This window comes from Thermochromatium tepidum ATCC 43061 (genome assembly GCF_009664085.1).
GTDB lineage: Bacteria > Pseudomonadota > Gammaproteobacteria > Chromatiales > Chromatiaceae > Thermochromatium > Thermochromatium tepidum.
In genome coordinates this window covers 25,406-42,751 of record NZ_CP039268.1, presented here as the reverse complement: position 1 = coordinate 42,751, position 17,346 = coordinate 25,406, and the positions used below count along the sequence as shown (strand labels likewise).

16 protein-coding genes are annotated in these 17,346 nt (G+C 63.4%); 5 read left to right on the top strand and 11 right to left on the bottom strand.

Annotated features, from left to right (window positions below; all coding sequences use genetic code 11):
- The first annotated feature begins 276 nt into the window (after window positions 1–276).
- Window positions 277–573 carry a hypothetical protein gene (locus tag E6P07_RS14255; RefSeq protein WP_484600313.1) on the top strand — a complete coding sequence of 99 codons (297 nt, stop codon included), beginning with the start codon at window positions 277–279 and terminating at the stop codon, window positions 571–573.
- Here the strand turns inward: E6P07_RS14255 and E6P07_RS00190 are convergent.
- Together E6P07_RS00190 and E6P07_RS00185 are read right to left on the bottom strand one after the other, a co-directional pair.
- Window positions 457–906, bottom strand: a complete 450-nt coding sequence (locus E6P07_RS00190; protein ID WP_153973748.1) for a hypothetical protein — start codon at window positions 904–906, stop codon at window positions 457–459. The two genes, E6P07_RS14255 and E6P07_RS00190, sit on opposite strands and share 117 nt — an antisense overlap.
- Window positions 907–1,107: 201 nt before the next feature.
- Window positions 1,108–1,278, bottom strand: a complete 171-nt coding sequence (locus E6P07_RS00185; protein WP_246172967.1) for a zinc ribbon domain-containing protein — start codon at window positions 1,276–1,278, stop codon at window positions 1,108–1,110.
- 538 nt (window positions 1,279–1,816) lie between these two features.
- Here E6P07_RS00185 and E6P07_RS00180 point away from each other — a divergent pair.
- Window positions 1,817–2,008, top strand: a complete 192-nt coding sequence (locus E6P07_RS00180; protein ID WP_153976097.1) for a Trm112 family protein — start codon at window positions 1,817–1,819, stop codon at window positions 2,006–2,008.
- Window positions 2,009–2,080: 72 nt separating this feature from the next.
- On the opposite strand, the gene rapA is transcribed toward E6P07_RS00180, so the two are convergent.
- The 4 genes from rapA to E6P07_RS00160 form a co-directional block, all read right to left on the bottom strand.
- On the bottom strand, window positions 2,081–4,858 hold the full coding sequence (gene rapA, locus E6P07_RS00175) for an RNA polymerase-associated protein RapA (RefSeq protein WP_246172872.1): 2,778 nt from the start codon (window positions 4,856–4,858) through the stop codon (window positions 2,081–2,083).
- A gap of 17 nt (window positions 4,859–4,875) precedes the next feature.
- Window positions 4,876–6,255: a glutathione-disulfide reductase gene (gorA, locus tag E6P07_RS00170; RefSeq protein WP_153973747.1), complete on the bottom strand. Its 1,380-nt coding sequence runs from the start codon at window positions 6,253–6,255 to the stop codon at window positions 4,876–4,878.
- A 92-nt stretch (window positions 6,256–6,347) separates the two neighbouring features.
- Entirely contained in the window at window positions 6,348–7,091 is a 744-nt protein-coding gene (locus E6P07_RS00165) for a glutathione peroxidase (protein ID WP_153973746.1), read from the bottom strand.
- A gap of 237 nt (window positions 7,092–7,328) precedes the next feature.
- Window positions 7,329–8,396: a phosphoglycerate mutase gene (locus E6P07_RS00160; protein ID WP_153973745.1), complete on the bottom strand. Its 1,068-nt coding sequence runs from the start codon at window positions 8,394–8,396 to the stop codon at window positions 7,329–7,331.
- 209 nt (window positions 8,397–8,605) lie between these two features.
- Between E6P07_RS00160 and E6P07_RS00155 the strand changes: the two genes are divergently transcribed.
- Genes E6P07_RS00155 through E6P07_RS00150 form a run of 3 tightly spaced genes read left to right on the top strand, consistent with a single transcriptional unit; the run spans window position 8,606 to window position 11,995 of the window.
- Window positions 8,606–10,441, top strand: coding sequence for a sodium:solute symporter family protein (locus E6P07_RS00155; protein ID WP_153973744.1), 1,836 nt, complete (start codon window positions 8,606–8,608; stop codon window positions 10,439–10,441).
- Between the two features lie 5 nt (window positions 10,442–10,446).
- On the top strand, window positions 10,447–10,617 hold the full coding sequence (locus tag E6P07_RS13595) for a symporter small accessory protein (protein ID WP_170286774.1): 171 nt from the start codon (window positions 10,447–10,449) through the stop codon (window positions 10,615–10,617).
- Complete coding sequence (locus E6P07_RS00150) at window positions 10,607–11,995, top strand: alginate export family protein (protein ID WP_153973743.1); 1,389 nt, start codon at window positions 10,607–10,609, stop codon at window positions 11,993–11,995. Before E6P07_RS13595 ends, E6P07_RS00150 begins: the two co-directional genes overlap by 11 nt.
- A 47-nt stretch (window positions 11,996–12,042) precedes the next feature.
- On the opposite strand, the gene E6P07_RS00145 is transcribed toward E6P07_RS00150, so the two are convergent.
- The 5 genes from E6P07_RS00145 to E6P07_RS00125 all read right to left on the bottom strand — a co-directional run bounded on the left by E6P07_RS00145 (window position 12,043) and on the right by E6P07_RS00125 (window position 17,342).
- Window positions 12,043–13,773 carry a nickel-dependent hydrogenase large subunit gene (locus E6P07_RS00145; protein WP_153973742.1) on the bottom strand — a complete coding sequence of 577 codons (1,731 nt, stop codon included), beginning with the start codon at window positions 13,771–13,773 and terminating at the stop codon, window positions 12,043–12,045.
- Window positions 13,774–13,834: 61 nt separating this feature from the next.
- Window positions 13,835–15,100, bottom strand: a complete 1,266-nt coding sequence (locus E6P07_RS00140; RefSeq protein WP_153973741.1) for a (Fe-S)-binding protein — start codon at window positions 15,098–15,100, stop codon at window positions 13,835–13,837.
- Window positions 15,097–15,759, bottom strand: a complete 663-nt coding sequence (locus E6P07_RS00135; protein WP_153973740.1) for a hypothetical protein — start codon at window positions 15,757–15,759, stop codon at window positions 15,097–15,099. Before E6P07_RS00135 ends, E6P07_RS00140 begins: the two co-directional genes overlap by 4 nt.
- On the bottom strand, window positions 15,756–16,859 hold the full coding sequence (locus tag E6P07_RS00130; RefSeq protein ID WP_153973739.1) for a hydrogenase small subunit: 1,104 nt from the start codon (window positions 16,857–16,859) through the stop codon (window positions 15,756–15,758). Before E6P07_RS00130 ends, E6P07_RS00135 begins: the two co-directional genes overlap by 4 nt.
- Window positions 16,860–16,877: 18 nt before the next feature.
- Window positions 16,878–17,342: a hydrogenase expression/formation protein gene (locus tag E6P07_RS00125; RefSeq protein ID WP_153973738.1), complete on the bottom strand. Its 465-nt coding sequence runs from the start codon at window positions 17,340–17,342 to the stop codon at window positions 16,878–16,880.
- Between the last annotated feature and the right edge of the window lie 4 nt (window positions 17,343–17,346).

Below are 17,346 nucleotides of genomic sequence, written 5' to 3'. Positions count from 1 at the left end.
GCGCAAGGGGGCCTCAACTCCGCCCTCGGCCTTGCCCTCCTGCGTAAGGCCGAGGATGCACTCAAGGCAATCCGTCATGCGCTTCGGTGGGTTCCTGGGCCAAGCCCCAACAGCGGCTCGTCTCTCCACAGGTATGACTTCCGGCGTGCCCCGCCCTAGGCTGCCTTGGGTTTCAGCGGCAGAAAGATTATAGGATGGCTGCGCCGTCTGCGCGCAGCGCACCCCGATCTCGCCCTAAACGAAGGGGCTTGGCGCGCACCAGGATCAGGCGACAAGGTGCCGGTCGATCCACGTCTGATTCGCTCCAAGGGTCTGCGCCTCGAAGAGGCCGCATCGACCGGCGAGTCGGTACCGATCGAGCACACAAGCCAATCTGCGCCCGGCTCGCAGCCTAGTGTCGGCATGACTGCCGGGAGGCCTGGATCGCACGGACGGTCCAGGCCGACGCCTAGGCCCTCAAGCCGCGACCTGACGCTGCTTCTCTTCGAGCTTACGGATCAGGGGGTAGAGGTGTTCGGTCTCGCGTTGCAGACGATCCATGACCAGGGCAAACATCTGCTCGGTATCCTGTAGGAAGGAGGCATAATCGCTAATCGTCAGTGAATGGCGTTTTTCCGAGCACCATTGTTTGACATAAGCGCTGAAGATGCGCTTGATCTCGGTCGAGCCCGACAGAAAGCGGTTGGCCGTGTTCTTGACCGATTGGTCCGGATAGGACAGCAGCTTGCCGCAGAGATCACGGTCGACGACTTCCATGTGCTCGCGCACATGGTTGGTCAGATTGAAGAAGATGTCGCAGGCGACATCGGTGTCGCACATGGAACGATCCCTCACCAGATAGAGGAAGACGTTCGAGAGCTCAGTGATCTTGTGGTTCTGAGCGTGTAATTGTTCGAAAGCGACCATGTCGAGACTCCTCCTGCCGAACGGTGGATAGCTAGGTGGTATTTTGGTGCTCTTCCGCAAGGGACAGTCCCCCCTGCGGGAGACTAGGATGGTACAGGTCGCGTTTGACGAGATCAGGGTGTCGCGACTCAAGTAAACCACCATGACTCCCATTTTACGTCAAACTCCGGTGTAAATAACCCTCGACTGAAGTCGAAGGCCTTATCGTAGGACGAACGCATGTCCATCCCCGACATCGGGCGTATCTACGACCGCCCTTGGCAAAACGGCAGTCCCGCCAATCCGGGCCAGGTTTCGACTGGCGTTTAAGTCGCTGTGCGCCCGGAGACCACAGTGGGGGCACTCGAAGCGATGCCTCGAGCGCTTGCCCAGACATCCACAGGAGCGGCGAGGTTGTTCTCTCCGAACATCTGGCTGCCAAGGGGCGTTTTGGCCCGAAGTCGTGCGTAGGCCGCTTGCAAGGCCGCAAGACGCACGGCTGGTTCAGGTGCAACGTCGAGCTCGATCGCTGCCGTGCGAAGCATGGTTCAACGCCTCTTGGTGATGTGCCATAAACAAGCCTGAAGTTGCCACATCTCCCCAGGGACAGGAGGGCTGTTAAACCATCCACCAAGCCCTGTCTCGTCCAGGGAATCTGACTCTAGTTTTGCAAATCTTGACAATTTATTATTGTCTGATTGAAAACACCATCGCGACCTCGATGCCGTGCGCAATCCGAAACGGCTGGCAACCTTAACTGCCCTACCCGCGGCGAGTCCGTCCAGCAATGGCGGCGCTGCGGCAGGAGGGGCTCCTGTCGTAGCCGGGAAAGTCACGCCTGTCAGATACGACCGTGGTCGGTAAGACACATTGGGGCAGGATAAAGAAACGCGCGCACTTTGGCGCACTTTTTGACGACGGCGATCAATCCATGCTCGACAAGAAACTCCTCGACATCCTCGTCTGCCCTGTCACCAAGGGGCCCTTGATCCTTGACCAGACGCGCGGGGAACTCATCTCGGTATCGGCCCAGCTTGCCTATCCCATCCGCGACGACATCCCCATCATGCTGGAAGAAGAAGCGCGGCAACTAACGCTAGATGAGCTCGACAGCTATCGTTGACGCAGACAGGGGCGGACGGGGGATATCCGTCCGCCTGCCCCTGCACTCAAATGCAATCCGACTCGTCGCCCATCAATGGGCGACAATCAACCGCAGCGCGTCAAGCCGTAGATGGATCTGGCCGAGCAGCGCATCGAGCCGCTCGCGCCTGTGCCGTAGCCGTGCGATTTCGTCGGGGCGTACCCTGGGATTGACCTTCGCCAGGGCCAGTAGGCGTTCCAGCTCATCGCCAAGTACCTGATGCATGCGCCTGCGCGCCCCTTGCTCCAAGGACTCCAGCGCGCCGTGCGCCAGTGCCTCGCCCCGCTCCAGCCATTCGGTCAGACGCGACGCCTGTGAGGCGATCAGGGCGCGGGCCAGTTTGGTGTTGTGACTCAGACAGTCGCCCCTGAGGCTTTCGTGCTCAATCTCTGCGGCACGATCCCGCCCCTCGGCGTCGAGCAGCAACCGCACCAGGGTCGGCGGTAGGAAGTGCTCGACCTGGAGTTCGGGCGGGGCCGGACACTCGGCGACATAGAGGATCTCCAGCAACAGGGTCGTGTGCGGAAGGCGTGCGTCGCCCCGGATCAGGACCAGCGCCGCGCTGCCCAGATCGGAGGTCGTCAACAGTTCCATCGCCGCGCGCGTCATGGGATGCTCCCAGGTCAGGAATTCGTAATCCTCATGCGCGAGCGCCTGGGCACGGTCGAAGGTCACAGTCAGCCCATCCTCTGGCAGGCACGGGAAGGTCTCCTGGAGCATCTGCGGACCGGGTCGTACCACCACGGATCCAGCCGGACCAGGCTCGTGCTCGACGCCGAAGGCGTCCCAAAAGTCGGTCAGATAATCGGCAACCGTGCGCTCGGCATCGATCGCGGCAATCGACTCGACCAGGGCGGCATCGCGCGTCAGCCGGTGTGAGTGCAGCTCGAGTAACAGATCGCGACCGGCGGCCAGTTCGGCCTTGATTTGGGCGGCGAGCCCGCGGGTCTCGGTGATCAACGCCTCGGTCAGCGCGGAATCGGCTGGACTGGTCAGGGCCTCTTTCAGGCGCTCGCCTAGACGTTCATACACGGCCGCTGCCGCCAGACACGGATGCTCGAACGCGCCCAACCCCTCGGCATACCAGCGAAACAGCGTCTCCATGGGTCCGCCGCTCAGATAAGGCAGGAGCAGGTAGATCGTCTCAGTCTGGCCGATGCGGTCGAGCCGACCGATGCGCTGTTCGAGCAAATCCGGGTCCAGCGGCAGGTCGAACAGGATCAGGTGATGGGCGAACTGGAAATTGCGTCCCTCGCTGCCGATCTCCGAGCACAGCAGGATCTGGGCGCCATCCTCGACGGACGCGAAATAGGCCGCCGCCCGGTCGCGATCGACGATCTCCTGACCTTCGTGGAAGACGGCGGCCTGGATGCCGGCGCGCCGACGCAACACCTCGCGCAGCTCGAGCACGGTGCGCGCCCGGGCGCAGATCAGCAGCACCTTGGCCGGGCGCAGGTCGCGCAGGGTCGCAATCAGCCAGTCGACACGCGGGTCGATCGTCTCCCAGCCGGGACCGTGCGCATACTCGGGCGTCAGCCGCAGCAGCGGCTCGGAAAGTCCTCGATAGGCTTCGGGTTCGGGGAGCGGATAGGCGATCAGTTCGCGACGCGGAAAGCCAGGGATGGTCGCGCGGGTGTTGCGAAAGAGCACGCGCCCGGTACCGTGACGGTCGATCAAGCGATCGATCAATGTGTCGCGATCCAGTCCCTCGATGTTGCCAAGCAGTGAGGCGAGGCGTTCCCGATCGGCGGCAGCGAGCGGTTCGTCGTCGAGCAGCCGCGCGGCGAGCGCCGCGATGGGCGCATAGCGTGCTTCCTCCTCCTGAAACGCGATGGGATCCTGGAAACGCGCTGGGTCGAGCAGACGCAGACGCCCGAAGTGTCCGGCACGCCCGAGTTGCTCAGGGGTAGCGGTCAACAGCAGCACCGACGGGATCCGGCTCGCCAACGCCTCGACCAACCGATAGGCCGGACTGGGCGCGGTCTCGGTCCAGGTCAGGCGATGCGCCTCGTCGACGATCAAGAGATCCCAGGGGGCGTCCAGCGCGGCCTGCCCGGCGGCAGGCGCTTCAACCAGCCACTCCAACCCGCAGAGCACGCGCTGTTCAGACAGAAAGGGGTTGTCGTCCCGGATCGACTCGAAGCGCTCCCGATCGAACAGGGCGAGTGCCAGATTGAAACGCCGGCGCATCTCGACCAGCCACTGATGCAGCAACGGCTCGGGGGTGAGGATCAGCACCCGGCGCGCACCGCCTGTGAGTCGCATCCGGTGTAGGATCAGCCCGGCCTCGATGGTCTTGCCCAAACCGACCTCGTCGGCCAGGAGCACACGCGGGGCCTCGCGCCGCGAGACCTCGGCGGCGATATGCAGCTGATGCGGGATGAGCGCGACGCGTGCGCCAACCAGACCTAGGGTCGGCGAGCCTGCGGCGCGCATCCTCTGAAGCCAGGTACGGTAGCGCAGTCTAAACCAGACATCGCTGTCAAACCGCGCCGCCAGCAGTCGCTGACCCGGACGGTTGAAGCTCAGACGATCGTCGAGTTCGGACTCGGGCAAGGCATGGATCAGACCTGCGCTGTCCTCAGCGCGATAGGTAATGAGTCCCTGCTCGGTACACGCATCCAGCACCCGCAGTTCGCGTCCGGCGCGGTCGCGGATACGTTCGCCGCGCCGGACCACGAGGCGGACCAAGGGGGCTTGGTCACGCGCATAGATCCGGGTCTCGCCGGTTGCCGGATAGAGGATGCGGACATGGCGCCCCTCGACGGCCTCGACCAGTCCGAGCCCCAGCTCGGATTGGGTCTCGCTCAGCCAGCGTTGACCGGGCACGAAGTTCTGCATAGGAGTCAAGTATTGGTCTGACCGGAACGGCGCACTGGTTCCTTCAGCGTCACCAGCTCCTCGGCGCTGCACGGATGGATGGCGACCGTGTTGTCGAGATCGGACTTGGTGGCGCCCATCTTCACGGCCACGGCAAAGCCTTGCAACATCTCATCGACGCCGTCGCCGATCAGATGGATGCCGACCACCTTCTCATCCTCACCGGCGCAGATCAGCTTCATGGCGGTCTTGGGTCCGTGCGCGTTGAGCGAATAACGCATGGGAGTGAAACGGGTCTCGTAGATGCTGAGGCTGTCGCCGTAGCGTTCGCGCGCCTCGGGTTCGGTCAGTCCGACCTTGCCGATCGGCGGGTGGGCGAAGACCACCGTGGGTACATTCTCGTAATCGAGCTTGAGGTCCGGCCTGTCGTTGAACAGACGCTCGGCCAGCCGCCGCCCGGCGGCGATGGCGACCGGGGTCAGGGGCTCGCGCCCGGTGACGTCACCGATGGCATAGAGGCCAGGGACATTGGTGTTCTGATAGGCATCGGTCGGGATGACACCGCTCGGCTCGAGCCGGATGCCGGCGGCCTCTAGGTTCAGCGCGCGCGTGTTGGGGGTGCGCCCGACCGCCCAGATGACCTGATCGAAGCCGGTCAGACGCTGGCCGTCGCGCGCAGCCAGGACCAGTCCTTGGGCATCGCGCTCGATCGCGGCAACCTCGAATTGCAGGTGGATGTCGATGCCATGCTGCTGCATGTTCTCGGCCAGGGTCGCGCTGATGAGTGGATCGAACAGCGCGAGCAGCCGATCCTCCAGGGCCACGATGGTGATCTCAGTGCCGAGCGCGCTCAAGACCCCTGCCAGTTCCACCCCGATATAGCCGCCACCGATGATGGCGACCCGCTTCGGTTGTCTTTCCAGCGCGAAGAAGCCGTCCGAGGTGATGCCGAGTTCGGCGCCTGGCATCCGCGGCACGATCGGGCGCCCGCCGGTAGCGATGACGATATGATCAGCCGTGTAATGCTGATCGCCGACGGCGACCGTGCGCGCATCGACGAAACGGGCGAGGCCGTTGACGCAGGTGATGCCCAGCCGCTCCACATAGTCGTCCCAATAGCGGTTGATGGCGGCGATATAGCGATCGCGTCCGGCAACCAGCTTGCCCCAGTCCAAACCGCTGGCCTGGACCTGGACGCCATAGTCGGGCGCATCCGCGACCGCCGCCGCCAGATTGGCCGCATACCACATCACCTTCTTGGGCACACAGCCGGCATTGACACAGGTGCCGCCTAGCTTGGCCGCTTCGATCAGGGCCACGCGCCGGCCGAGCTGGGCCGCCTTCTCGGCGACCGCCAGGCCGCCGCTACCGCCACCGATGGCGATCAGGTCGAAATGCTGAGTCATCTCCTTACTCCTGTCTGTTACAGCGCCGCAAAATGAAGGCCCCGGGTGGGCGCGATGCTCACCCAGGGCCTGTCAGGGATCAAGACGCTACCTTAGGCCGCTTTGTGCTGTTGCAGCCAGGTCTCCAGGGCATCGGAGCCGCCGATGTGCTGGCCATTGATGAAGACCTGGGGCACCGTGGCCTGGTTGGAGACGGCGCGCAGACCCTGTTCGGTATAGTCACGGTTGAGCACCAGTTCCTCGAAGTCCAGACCAGCGTTGCGCAACAGCTCCTTGGCCTTGAAGCAGAATGGACAACCCTCGCGACTGAACACGGCGATGTCGAGCGGCTTGGGCTTGTCGGGCGCCAGATAGCGGAGCATGGTGTCGGCATCCGAGACCTCATAGGGGTCGCCCTCGACCTCGGGCTCGATGAACATCTTCTCGATCACACCATCGCGCACCAGCATCGAGTAGCGCCAGGAGCGCTTGCCGAAACCGAGTGCGTCTTTGTCGACCAGCATCCCCATGCCCTCGGTGAACTCGCCGTTGCCGTCGGGCAGGAAGATCAGGTTATAGGCGTTCTGGGCCTTTTGCCATTCGTTCATGACAAAGGTGTCGTTGACCGAGATACAGACCACGGAATCGACACCCAATTTCTTGAAGGTCGGCGCCAACTGGTTGTAACGCGGTACGTGTGAGGACGAGCAGGTCGGGGTGAAGGCACCCGGCAGCGAGAAGACGACCACGGTCTTGCCGGCGAAGATCTCGTCGGTGGTCACATCGACCCACTCGTGGCCACGGCGAGTGTGAAAGGTGACGTTTGGAACACGACTTCCGGTACGATCCTGAAACATGCGTTGGTTCTCCTGATTGATGGCTGATGAGGTGTTTGTTCGTTTGGATGATCGGGTTGGCCCCGCTGGGCCGACGAACATCAGATTAACCCAAGCACATTGGTCGAATTAAATGGATTGTAAAAATCGTTCCGATTGGTGCAGGCTATGAAACCGTCTTTGTCCCACGCCCGGCCTGTGGTGGGGCCTAGATACGCGATCTCGAGCATTGAGTGCCTGGATGGGGATGCCGCGCCGTCAGTCATGGATCCTAGCCCGTCTCCGCCAGAACCGCCAGGTCTGGCGCGTCGTGAGCGCGAATGTCTCGCCGTCACAGGGATCGAGCTGGATTGTTCCAAGACGCCCGACACGTAACGGCGTCCATAGTCGCTCGATCGCGGCCTCCAGTTCGCGTATGGCGCCTGACCAGGTCTCCAGGTCGTATTCCAGCCAAGCTCGCCAAGGACGGTCCCAAAAGACGAGCTGCTGACCGGTAATGGGCCCTGGATCGTCCAACCAGTTCGCCAGCGAGCGTCGTGGGCGTCCGGTCAGACGCGCCAATCCCAACAGCAATGGATGATCGCCGACCAGTGTGTCCGGCGCCGACCCAAATTCCGACGGCCTCGGCAAGGTCCCCCCACCCCAGATCCAGATCCCGTTGATGATCGGACGTCCTGCCGCCTCACGACGTCGGTTGACAGGATCGGCATGGAAGAGCATCTGGATCTCATTGAGCAGGCGTACCCAATCACAGGCCTCGGATCCGCGCGGCAGATACTCGGCCATAGAGCCACCCTGGATTCGATGCAGGGGCGCCATCGGCCAGCCAGGCATGGGCCGATCGACCCTGAGATACCAGCGCGCCTGGGCTGGAGCGATGAGCTGTAGACCCTCGTCGGCAAAATGACGATTGAAACCTTCAACCAGGGCCTTGGCCTCGTCAGGGTCCGGAGCGATGCTTGTCCCCGCATAGACCAGCAGACGCTCGCGATCCGGGCGCAAATGGATCGGATCGGCGTGCATCCAAAATCTTTCGGGTTCAACCGCAACACCCTCTCCCAGCACGGCGATCGGGGCGGTCGGTCGCTCACCATCAAGCCCGAAGGCCCCCATGAGCGCCGCAACGGGGTCGGCGTTGCGACCGGGCCGGCGCTCGGCGCGCGCCAGCAGACGCGCGATGGCCGGGGTGCGCATCCTCAGTCCGGTGTGCTCGGGGATGGGCCTAAGCAGGGTTGGACACAGGATCTCCAGATGCGCCCGGCTAGTGCGTTGCGTGTCTGGCGATTGAGAGCGATTTCGCGCTGGCGCATGGATGAAGGCGTTCATGGCGCACCCTGGTCTGGCGTCTCCCCGGGTCGGTTACAATCAAAGGGTCCAGAATCAGCTCGATGGAGAAGAACTGGCTTTTCGGCACGGCGGCTATACAACCGTCTCCTGAATCGGGTTATGTTCTCCTTCCCGCCACTCGAACCGTCATGGCCAGAGGCGGGTAATGTGGTGGCTATACCACAAATTCAAAAATAATAGGGGGAAACATGCCCGATCATGCATCCGTGGGCTGGATCGATATCATCGTCATCCTCGCCTACCTCTCCATCACGGCCTATCTGGGCTGGCTCGGCTACCGGGGCACGCGCTCGGCGGCTGATTTCCTGATTGGGGGGCGCTCGGCCCACCCGATCATCATGGCGGTCTCCTATGGGGCCACCTTCATCTCGACGGCCGCCATCGTTGGCTTCGGCGGGGTGGCCGGGCTCTTCGGGATGAGTCTGCTGTGGCTGACCTTCCTCAACATTGGGGTCGGGATCCTGATCGCCTTCATCGTGCTCGGCGAGCCGACCCGCCGGCTCGGACACCATCTCGGCGCCCACACCTTCCCAGAGCTGCTGGGACTGCGTTACCAGAGCCGGGCGATCCAGATCTTCGCCGGGGCCCTGATCTTTCTCTTCATGCCGCTCTATGCCGCGGCGGTCATGACCGGCGGCAGCGTCTTTGCGGCGACCCAGTTTGGGCTCGACTTCGAGGTTGCACTTTTAATCTTCGCCCTGATCACGGCGGCCTATGTCATCCCGGGCGGCATCAAGGCGGTGATGTACACCGACACCTTTCAGGGCCTCGTCATGGTGCTGGCCATGCTCTTTCTCTTGGTCTTCACCTATTCGAGCCTGGGGGGCGTGACCGAGGCCCATCGCGCCCTGGCCGAGATGCAGGACATGGTCCCCGCGCCGCTTGCCCAGATCGGCCATCAGGGCTGGACCCGGATGCCGGCCTTCGGCTGGGGGGCGCCGAGGTATGACCTGTGGTGGACGGTGATCACGGCCATCATCCTGGGCGTCGGCATCGGGGTGTTGGCGCAACCCCAGCTGGTGGTGCGTTTCATGACGGTACGCAGCCGGCGCGAGCTGGATCGGGCGGTGCCAATCGGCGCGGTCTTCATCCTGCTGATGACGGGTACGCCCTTCCTGGTCGGCAGTCTGGCAAACGCCTGGTTCGCCCAGCATGGTCCGCCCCTCCATGGCAAGCTGGTCCAGGTCCTCGACCCCGAGAAGGACCACGCCCTGGTCGAGCTGATGCAAAAGACCGACAGCGGGGCCTGGAGCGCGATCCTCAACCCCAAGACCCAGACCCCGGCCACGGCGGCCCTGATCGTCACCGAGCGCCAGGAGTCCGAGGACGTGCAGGGCTCGCGCCTCGAGCTGGTCGGCGGGCGATCCTCAGTCGTCACCTATGTCAAGGGCGATGCCGACAAGATCATCCCGACCTTCATCGCGACTGCCCTACCCCATTGGTTCGGGGCCATCTTCTTCCTGGCCCTCTTGGCGGCGGCCATGAGCACCCTGTCGAGCCAGTTCCACACCATCGGCACCGCGGCCGGGCGCGACCTCTATGAGCGCATCGCCGTCAAGGGTCAGCCACGCGAACCGAGCATCCGAGTCATGCGGCTGGCGATCCTGGTCGGTCTCTTCATCGCCGTGACCATCAGCTATAGCGTCCGTCAGGAATACGTCATCGCCCGCTTCACCGCCATCTTCTTTGGGCTATGCGCGGCGAGCTTCCTACCGGCCTATCTCGGTGGACTCTTCTCGCGGCGCGTCACCAAGGCCGGCGCCCTGGCCTCGATGACGGTCGGATTGCTGGTGTCGCTGTTCTGGCTGCTGCTGGTCAAGTCCAAGGAGGCGAGCGCCATCGGTCTGGTGCAGCTCGTCACCGGCGGCAAGACCAGTATCTTGGCCGATCATCCCAACTGGCCCGCGGTCGATCCGATCGTGATCGCCCTGCCCGCCGCCTTCCTGACCCTGATCCTGGTCAGTGCCTTCACCCGCTCGCCGGATGAGGAACACCTGCAACGCTGCTTCCCGGAGACGAGGTAAAGCCTATGCTGGGTCTTGATGATCCCTTCGTACTCGCGGCCTATCTGGGCATCATTGCCCTAGCCGTCCTGAGCATTCTCTATGGACTCATCCGTCGCAATGCCGCGCGCGATGAAATCACTGAAGAAGACCGCCAATGGGCGCTCGAAGAAAAGAAGGTGGATGATGAAATCTAACAAGAACAACAGCCTCCTGGCCTTTGGCCTCGGCGCTACCCTCACCCTCGCCTGCTCGGCGGTCGCGGCCGAACAGACCAGCGGACCCTTCAAGTGGGGCGCCGACCTGCGTCTGCGCGAGGTCTGGATCGACAATGTGGGACTAGACGCCGACAGTCCCACCGGCGATCGTACCTTCCAGCGCTATCGCGGGCGACTCTGGGGTTCCTATGCGTTCGGCGACCAGTTCGAGGCCGGCGCCCGGCTCATGTGGGAGGGGCGTCACTATCAAGACCCTCCCTCCTCCAACTGGCCGGTTCCCGGCTTCGAGACCTGGTACAGCGGCGGCGTGCTGTTCGATCAGATCACAATCACCGCCAAGGAGATCGGCGGTGCGCCGCTCTCGCTCAAGCTCGGGCGCCAGGACATCATGTTGGGCAACGGCTGGCTGGTGCTCGACGGCACGCCGCTCGACGGCTCGCGCACCCTTTATTTCGATGCCGCGCGCGCCACCTATGAGCTGAGGTCGCTTGGCACTACGCTCGATCTCATCTCTATCGACCAGAGCGCCGATACCGGGCGTTTCCCGCCGTCGCTCAACGGCGAGGTCGAGGACCAGACCGAGCAGCACGAGACCGGCGTCATCCTCTATGGCCGTAACAGGTCGCTGATCGAGGGCACGGATCTCGATGGCTATTTCATCTACAAGCACAACAGGCCCAACCTGACCTCACGCAACCTCCGTATCAACAACGGCACACCCTTCGCTTCGGCCAGCGACTCAGGCGACCTCTATGCCGCAGGTCTGCGCACTGACTCCAAGCTGACACCCAACTGGTCAGTGCGTGCCGAGACCGCCTACGAATGGGGCACGCGCAACGAGCGTGATCTGAGCGCCTTCGGCTTCAACAGCCGACTGACCTACAGCCTCAACGATACGCTCAAGAATCAGGTCCACGCTGACTTCGAGTATCTGTCCGGCGACGACCCGGACAGCGCCAAGGATCAGGCGTTCGATCCGCTCTGGGGTCGCTGGCCGCAGTGGAGTGAGCTCATGATCTATCAGTGGCCGCTGGAGTCGCGCGTGGGCGAGGCGACCAACCTCAGGCGTTTCAACCTCGGTTGGATCGCCCAGGTCCATCCGACGACCCAGCTCCTGATCGACTACCATGCGCTCTGGGCCAATGAACAGAGCACCCGCACCGCGGCCCAGAGGGTCAACCTGAGCGGCGATGGCGACTTCCGTGGCCATCTGTTCACGGCCTGGCTCAAGGGCAAGTTCACCAAGAACGTCTCGGGACATCTGGTCGCCGAGTATCTGAGGCCGGGGGACTACTATGCCGAAAACCGCCGCAACGACTCGTTCTTCATCCGGGCGGAGCTGAACCTAAGCTGGTGAGGTCAGGGCCGGGCCGCTCCGGCCCGGCCATCGGGGCTCGAACGGGTTCAAACGACCCGGATTTGAAAGGATTCGCCCGACTCGGGATCGGCCAGATGCACCGCACAGGCGATACAGGGATCGAACGAATGGATGGTGCGCAGGATCTCGATCGGCCGCTTGACGTCGATGAGCTGATGATTGTCCTGGAGTGCCGCCTCGTAGGCACCGGGCTGGTCCTCTGCATCGCGCGGTCCGGCGTTCCAGGTCGAGGGCACCACGGCCTGATAGTTGGCGATGCGACCATCCTCGATGACGATCCAATGTCCGAGCGCGCCGCGCGGCGCCTCCATGAAGCCCACCCCTTGGGCCCGACTCGGCCAGCGTGACGGCTCCCACAGGGTTTCATTAAAGGTCTTGGTATCACCTGATTTGACGTTGGCGATCAGTGCGTCGTACCAACCCTGCATGTTGTCGGCCAGGATCTTGCTCTCCAGGGTGCGCGCCGCCGTGCGTCCCAGGGTCGAGTAGAGCGCCTTGATCGGCAGTTCGAGCCGGGAGAGCGTGCTGTCGACCAGCGCCTGAGTCTGCTCGTGGCCGGTGGCATAGAGCATGAGGACACGCGCCAGCGGCCCGACCTCGACCGAACGCCCCTTCCAGCGCGGCGCCTTGAGCCAAGAATAACCGTCGCTGACATCGAGCTGTTTGTAGGGCGGCTTGACCCCGCCGCGCCGGTCGTATTCCAGCGTGGTTTGGCCCTCGTAGGGATGCAATCCGCGGTCGTTGCCGACGCTGTAACGATACCAAGAGTGGGCAATGAACTCCTGGATCTCGTCCCCATCCTCCAGAGCGACTGGGTGGATGACCGAGAGGTCGCGGTCGAGGATGGCCCCGCGTGGAAACAAAAAGGTCGCCGGATCCATGGCCGCGCCCGAGGGCAGATCGCCATAACAGAGGAAATTGCCAAGCCCCTCGCCGCGCTCGCCCCAGTCCTTGTAGAACCCGGCGATGGCCAGGGTGTCTGGCACATAGACCTGATCGACGAAGGTGCGCATCGATTGGATCAGGTTCAGGACCTCGGCCAGCCGTTTGGCATTGAGCGCCGAGTCGGATTCCAGATCGATCGGCGAGGGTACGCCGCCGACGACGAAGTTCGGATGCGGATTCTTGCCGCCGAAGATGGCATGGAACTTGGCAATGTCACGCTGCCAGGCGAGCGCCTCTAGATAGTGCGCGACCGCCATCAGATTGGCCTCGGGCGGGAGCCTGTAGGCCGGATGGCCCCAATAGCCGTTGGCGAAGATGCCGAGCTGGCCGGACTCGACGAAGGTCTTGATGCGCTTCTGGGTGTCGGCGAAATAACCGGGCGAGGATTTGGGCCAAGGGCTGATGGACTGGGCCAGCTCTGAGGTCGCCCGTGGGTCGGCATTCAGTGCACTTACCACATCGACCCAGTCGAGCGCATGGAGATGATAAAAGTGCATCACATGATCGTGGATGTACTGGGCGCCGATCATGAGGTTACGGATGAGTTGGGCATTGAGCGGCAGCTCGATCCTGAGCGCGTCCTCGACGGCGCGCACCGAGGCGATGCCGTGCACCAGGGTGCAGACGCCGCAGATGCGCTGGACGAAGGCCCAGGCATCGCGCGGGTCGCGGCCCTTGAGAATGGTCTCGATGCCCCGGACCATGGTGCCCGAGCTGTAGGCCTGGGCGATGTTGGCGCCGTCCATCTGGGCCTCGATGCGCAGATGGCCCTCGATGCGGGTGATGGGATCGACGACGATGCGTTCAGTCATGTTGGCGGATCTCCGATACGGGGCCGCCAACGCGGCCCGGCTCTAAGAACAGGTGTTCGGTTCAGTCGCGCTCGACCAGGTGCTCGGCGATCATCTCGGTGAGCCCGATCACCGGGATGTCCATGTTGAACGCCTCCAGGCCCTCTTCGAGTTGGGTGCGGCAGGTGGCGCACATGGTCACCATCCGGTCGGGTGCGACCTCCTCGATCTGGGCCTTCTTGCGCTTAAAGGCCCTCATCCGGAGCTCCTCGGCCCGTTCGTTGGAGCTGACGCCGCCACCGGCCCCGCAGCACCACTGATACTTGCCATGCTCCTTGAGGTCGACGAAGTTCTCGGCCACCAGCGCCATCAGATGGCGCTGCTGCTGGATCACGCCGCTCTTGCGCGCCAGATTACAGGGATCGTGCAGCGAAAGCCGGGCGTCCTCTTTGTCTGCGATCTTGATCCGTCCGGCGGCGCGCAGTTCGTCGAGCACCTCGATAATGTGGAAGACGCGGAACGGATAGGCGCGTCCGATCAGGTTCGGGCCCTCCCAGCGGATGGCGGTGTAGGCATGACCGCATTCGGGACTGATGACCTTAGATACCTTGAGCGCTTCCGCTGCCGCCACCATGCGCTCGACCAGTTCGGCGGCGATGTCCTTGCTTCCGATCTGGACCCCCGCATTAGTGGCCTCGAAACACTGGGTCGAGAGCGTCCAGGAGATGCCCGCATGGTCGAAGATCTTGGTGATGGCCGCGAGATATTCGGGGAAGTTGATGACCTCCATCGAGGACAGCAACACCAGATACTCGACGCCTTCCTGGTCGACCGGCACCGTCAGACCGCTGCTGGCCTCGACATGCTGGATCTGCACCGCAAGCGTCTTCCATTGCAGCCCCATGGGGCTACCAGTGCGGATGGCGCGCGAGGCGGCCGAGATCAGCCCTTCGGGTGCATGGCCCGACTGGACCATGCCCTCGCGGGTCTTGCGGATCATGTAAGCCAGATCATTGCCGACCGGACAGACCATGGAACAGCGGCCGCACAGGGTACAGGAGTCGTAGAGCAGCTCCTCCCATTCGGCCAGCATCTCATCCGTGACCGGTTGCTGGAGCCCGAGCCGACCCTTGATCCGGCCCCAGAGGGTGAATTCGTTCTCCCACACCCGACGCAGGGGTTCGAGCTTCAGGATCGGTGTGTATTTGGGATCGCCGGTTTCGAGATAGAAAGGACAGGCCTGGGCGCAGAGTCCGCAGTGCACACAACTGGAGAAGAAGGCCGCCGTCGGCGCATCGATCTCGGCGCGGAAGGCCGCCAGGCCCCGTTCGAGTGTCAGTTCGCTCATGACTGAACCCCCTTGCGACCAAAGGCGGCGCCGTTGTACCAGCGCGCGACGAAGGCGGTGAAGATGTGGGTGAGCTTGGTGAAGGGCAGGATGATCAGCAGGATCTCGGCGCTGAGGATGTGCATGCCGAGCGCCAGCGGATAGGGCGCGACCAGACGGTGATAGGCCAGATAGCCAGTGAGCACCACCATGAACACCACGGCCCACACCAGATAGTCCTCGGGCGTGCTGATGTGCCGCTTCACTGGATGGCTGAGCCGATGCACCAGGGTCGCGATCAGGGCCAGGAGGGTGATGGCGGTGGCGAAGTCGACCAGCGGCGTGGGCAGCCCCGGCCAAGCGAACCCGAGCACGCCCCGGATCAGCTCGACATGGGGCACGAAGAACAGGAGCGCGGTCAGGAAGCCGATGTGCCAGACCCAGCCGACCACCACATTGAAGGGTGCGCGCCTGAAGGTGCCCGGATCGGCGACGCTCCGGGTGAGCATGGTACGCAGTCCAGCCGGCCATTCATGGGCGCGCGGCTCGGCATAGTTGGGCGCGCGTCCGAGCATGAAGATCTCGACCAGACGTACCATGAGACCGATGGCGAAGATCGCCAGCGCGATATCGAAGACTGGACCCTTGGTCCACAGCAGGAATTCCATCGAACCGCTCATAGCTTTTGCTCCAGTTCGGCGACGGTGACGGGTTGGCGCGTGGCCGCGGCGTCCCTGCCCTTCTTGCGGGAGAGGGCTGCGAGTCCACCGCCGACGACGGCCCCGGCCGCCCCCGCCTGCAAGAGTGTCGTGGGTCCGAGCGTGAGCGGCACAGACACCGGTTCATAGAAACCTCCGGCATCCCAAAACCTCGGCTCGGAGCAGCCCAGACAGGGATGCCCGGATTCGACCGGCCAACTGGTGCCGTCGTTCCATTTCATGGTGGCACAGGCGTTGTAGGTGGTCGGTCCCTTGCAGCCGAGCCGATACAGACACCAGCCCTGTTTGGCCCCTTCATCATCGAAGCCCTCGGCAAAGAGTCCTTTGTCGTAAAAGGGCCGGCGAGAGCAGCGGTCATGGATCGACTGGCCGTAGAAGGCGAGCGGCCGGCCATAGCCGTCCAGCTCGGGCAGCTGACCGAAGACCAGATAGTGCGCAATCACGCCGGTGATGACCATGGGGATCGGCGGACAGCCGGGGACATTGATGACCGGCTTGTCCCGAACCAGCTCCCTGACCGACAGGGCACCGGTCGGGTTGGGCCGTGCCTGGGGCAGACCACCGAAGGCGGCACAGGTACCGACCGCGATCACGGCGACGGCATGCTCGACCGTTTCCATCAGGATGTCGTAATTACTGTGACCTGCGATGGTCGAGAAGCCCGGATTGGATTTAGGACCTGGGATGGAACCGTCGACGATCACCAGATACTGGCCCTTGTTCTCTTCCATCGCCTGGATGCGTGCTTCCTCGGCGGCATCACCGGACGCGGCCTGGAGCGTGTGGTGATAATCCAGCGAGATAAAATCAAGGATCAGGTCTTCGAGCGTCGGTGCATGGGCGCGGGTCAGGGATTCGGTACAGCCGGTGCATTCCTGAAACGACAGCCAGATGACCGAGGGGCGGCGTGCCTGCTCTAGTGCAGCGGCGATGGTCGGTACCATGCTTGGCGGCAGGGCCATCAGCGAGGCGGTCGTGGCACAGAGCTTGAGAAATCCGCGACGCGACAGGCCATGATCGCGCAGGCTCTCGCCCAGTGTCTTATCGGGTTTCTTGCGCATGGTCCCTCCTCTCGGGTGTCAGGACGAAGGTGGCGAAGCGTTCAGCGTGGTATCCAGGCCAGACTCGGCGAGTCGTGCATTGAGCGCACTGAGCGACTCGGCGAGATCCTCCGGGTGCGGACGCAGGATCTCGGGGATGGCGGCGATCTCGACCTGATAGCTCAGGCGCTGATCTTCCAGGCTGCGGTAGTCGACCAGCCAGACACCGGGGATGGCGGTTTCTTGGATCAGGGTCGGGCCGAGCGCCTCGACGCGCGCCTGGACCTCGCCCGAACCGAGCACGGCGGTCAGACGTTCCAGATCGCCCGGACCAAAGGGCATGGAGTGGAGGTCGATGCACGTCGACTCGCCGCTGGCGAGCAGACGTTCGAGCGCGTGACGGACCTCGTACAAGATGGAGAGCACCTGCCCGTGTTCGGGCGTGGCTCCAGGGCAGGAACCACCCGGCGCGGGCGGATCGATCTTGGGTTCCAGGCTGGACATGACC

Bases quoted from the DNA above. Each gene is read 5' to 3' on its own strand.
- E6P07_RS00165 (WP_153973746.1), bottom strand. From the start codon at position 7,091: ATGTTTCAGGATCGTACCGGAAGTCGTGTTCCAAACGTCACCTTTCAC.
- E6P07_RS00140 (WP_153973741.1), bottom strand. From the start codon at position 15,100: ATGAGCGAACTGACACTCGAACGGGGCCTGGCGGCCTTCCGCGCCGAG.
- gorA (WP_153973747.1), bottom strand. From the start codon at position 6,255: ATGACTCAGCATTTCGACCTGATCGCCATCGGTGGCGGTAGCGGCGGC.
- E6P07_RS00180 (WP_153976097.1), top strand. From the start codon at position 1,817: ATGCTCGACAAGAAACTCCTCGACATCCTCGTCTGCCCTGTCACCAAG.
- E6P07_RS00150 (WP_153973743.1), top strand. From the start codon at position 10,607: ATGAAATCTAACAAGAACAACAGCCTCCTGGCCTTTGGCCTCGGCGCT.
- E6P07_RS00155 (WP_153973744.1), top strand. From the start codon at position 8,606: ATGCCCGATCATGCATCCGTGGGCTGGATCGATATCATCGTCATCCTC.
- E6P07_RS00130 (WP_153973739.1), bottom strand. From the start codon at position 16,859: ATGCGCAAGAAACCCGATAAGACACTGGGCGAGAGCCTGCGCGATCAT.
- E6P07_RS00190 (WP_153973748.1), bottom strand. From the start codon at position 906: ATGGTCGCTTTCGAACAATTACACGCTCAGAACCACAAGATCACTGAG.
- E6P07_RS00145 (WP_153973742.1), bottom strand. From the start codon at position 13,773: ATGACTGAACGCATCGTCGTCGATCCCATCACCCGCATCGAGGGCCAT.
- E6P07_RS00125 (WP_153973738.1), bottom strand. From the start codon at position 17,342: ATGTCCAGCCTGGAACCCAAGATCGATCCGCCCGCGCCGGGTGGTTCC.
- E6P07_RS00135 (WP_153973740.1), bottom strand. From the start codon at position 15,759: ATGAGCGGTTCGATGGAATTCCTGCTGTGGACCAAGGGTCCAGTCTTC.
- E6P07_RS13595 (WP_170286774.1), top strand. From the start codon at position 10,447: ATGCTGGGTCTTGATGATCCCTTCGTACTCGCGGCCTATCTGGGCATC.
- E6P07_RS00160 (WP_153973745.1), bottom strand. From the start codon at position 8,396: ATGAACGCCTTCATCCATGCGCCAGCGCGAAATCGCTCTCAATCGCCA.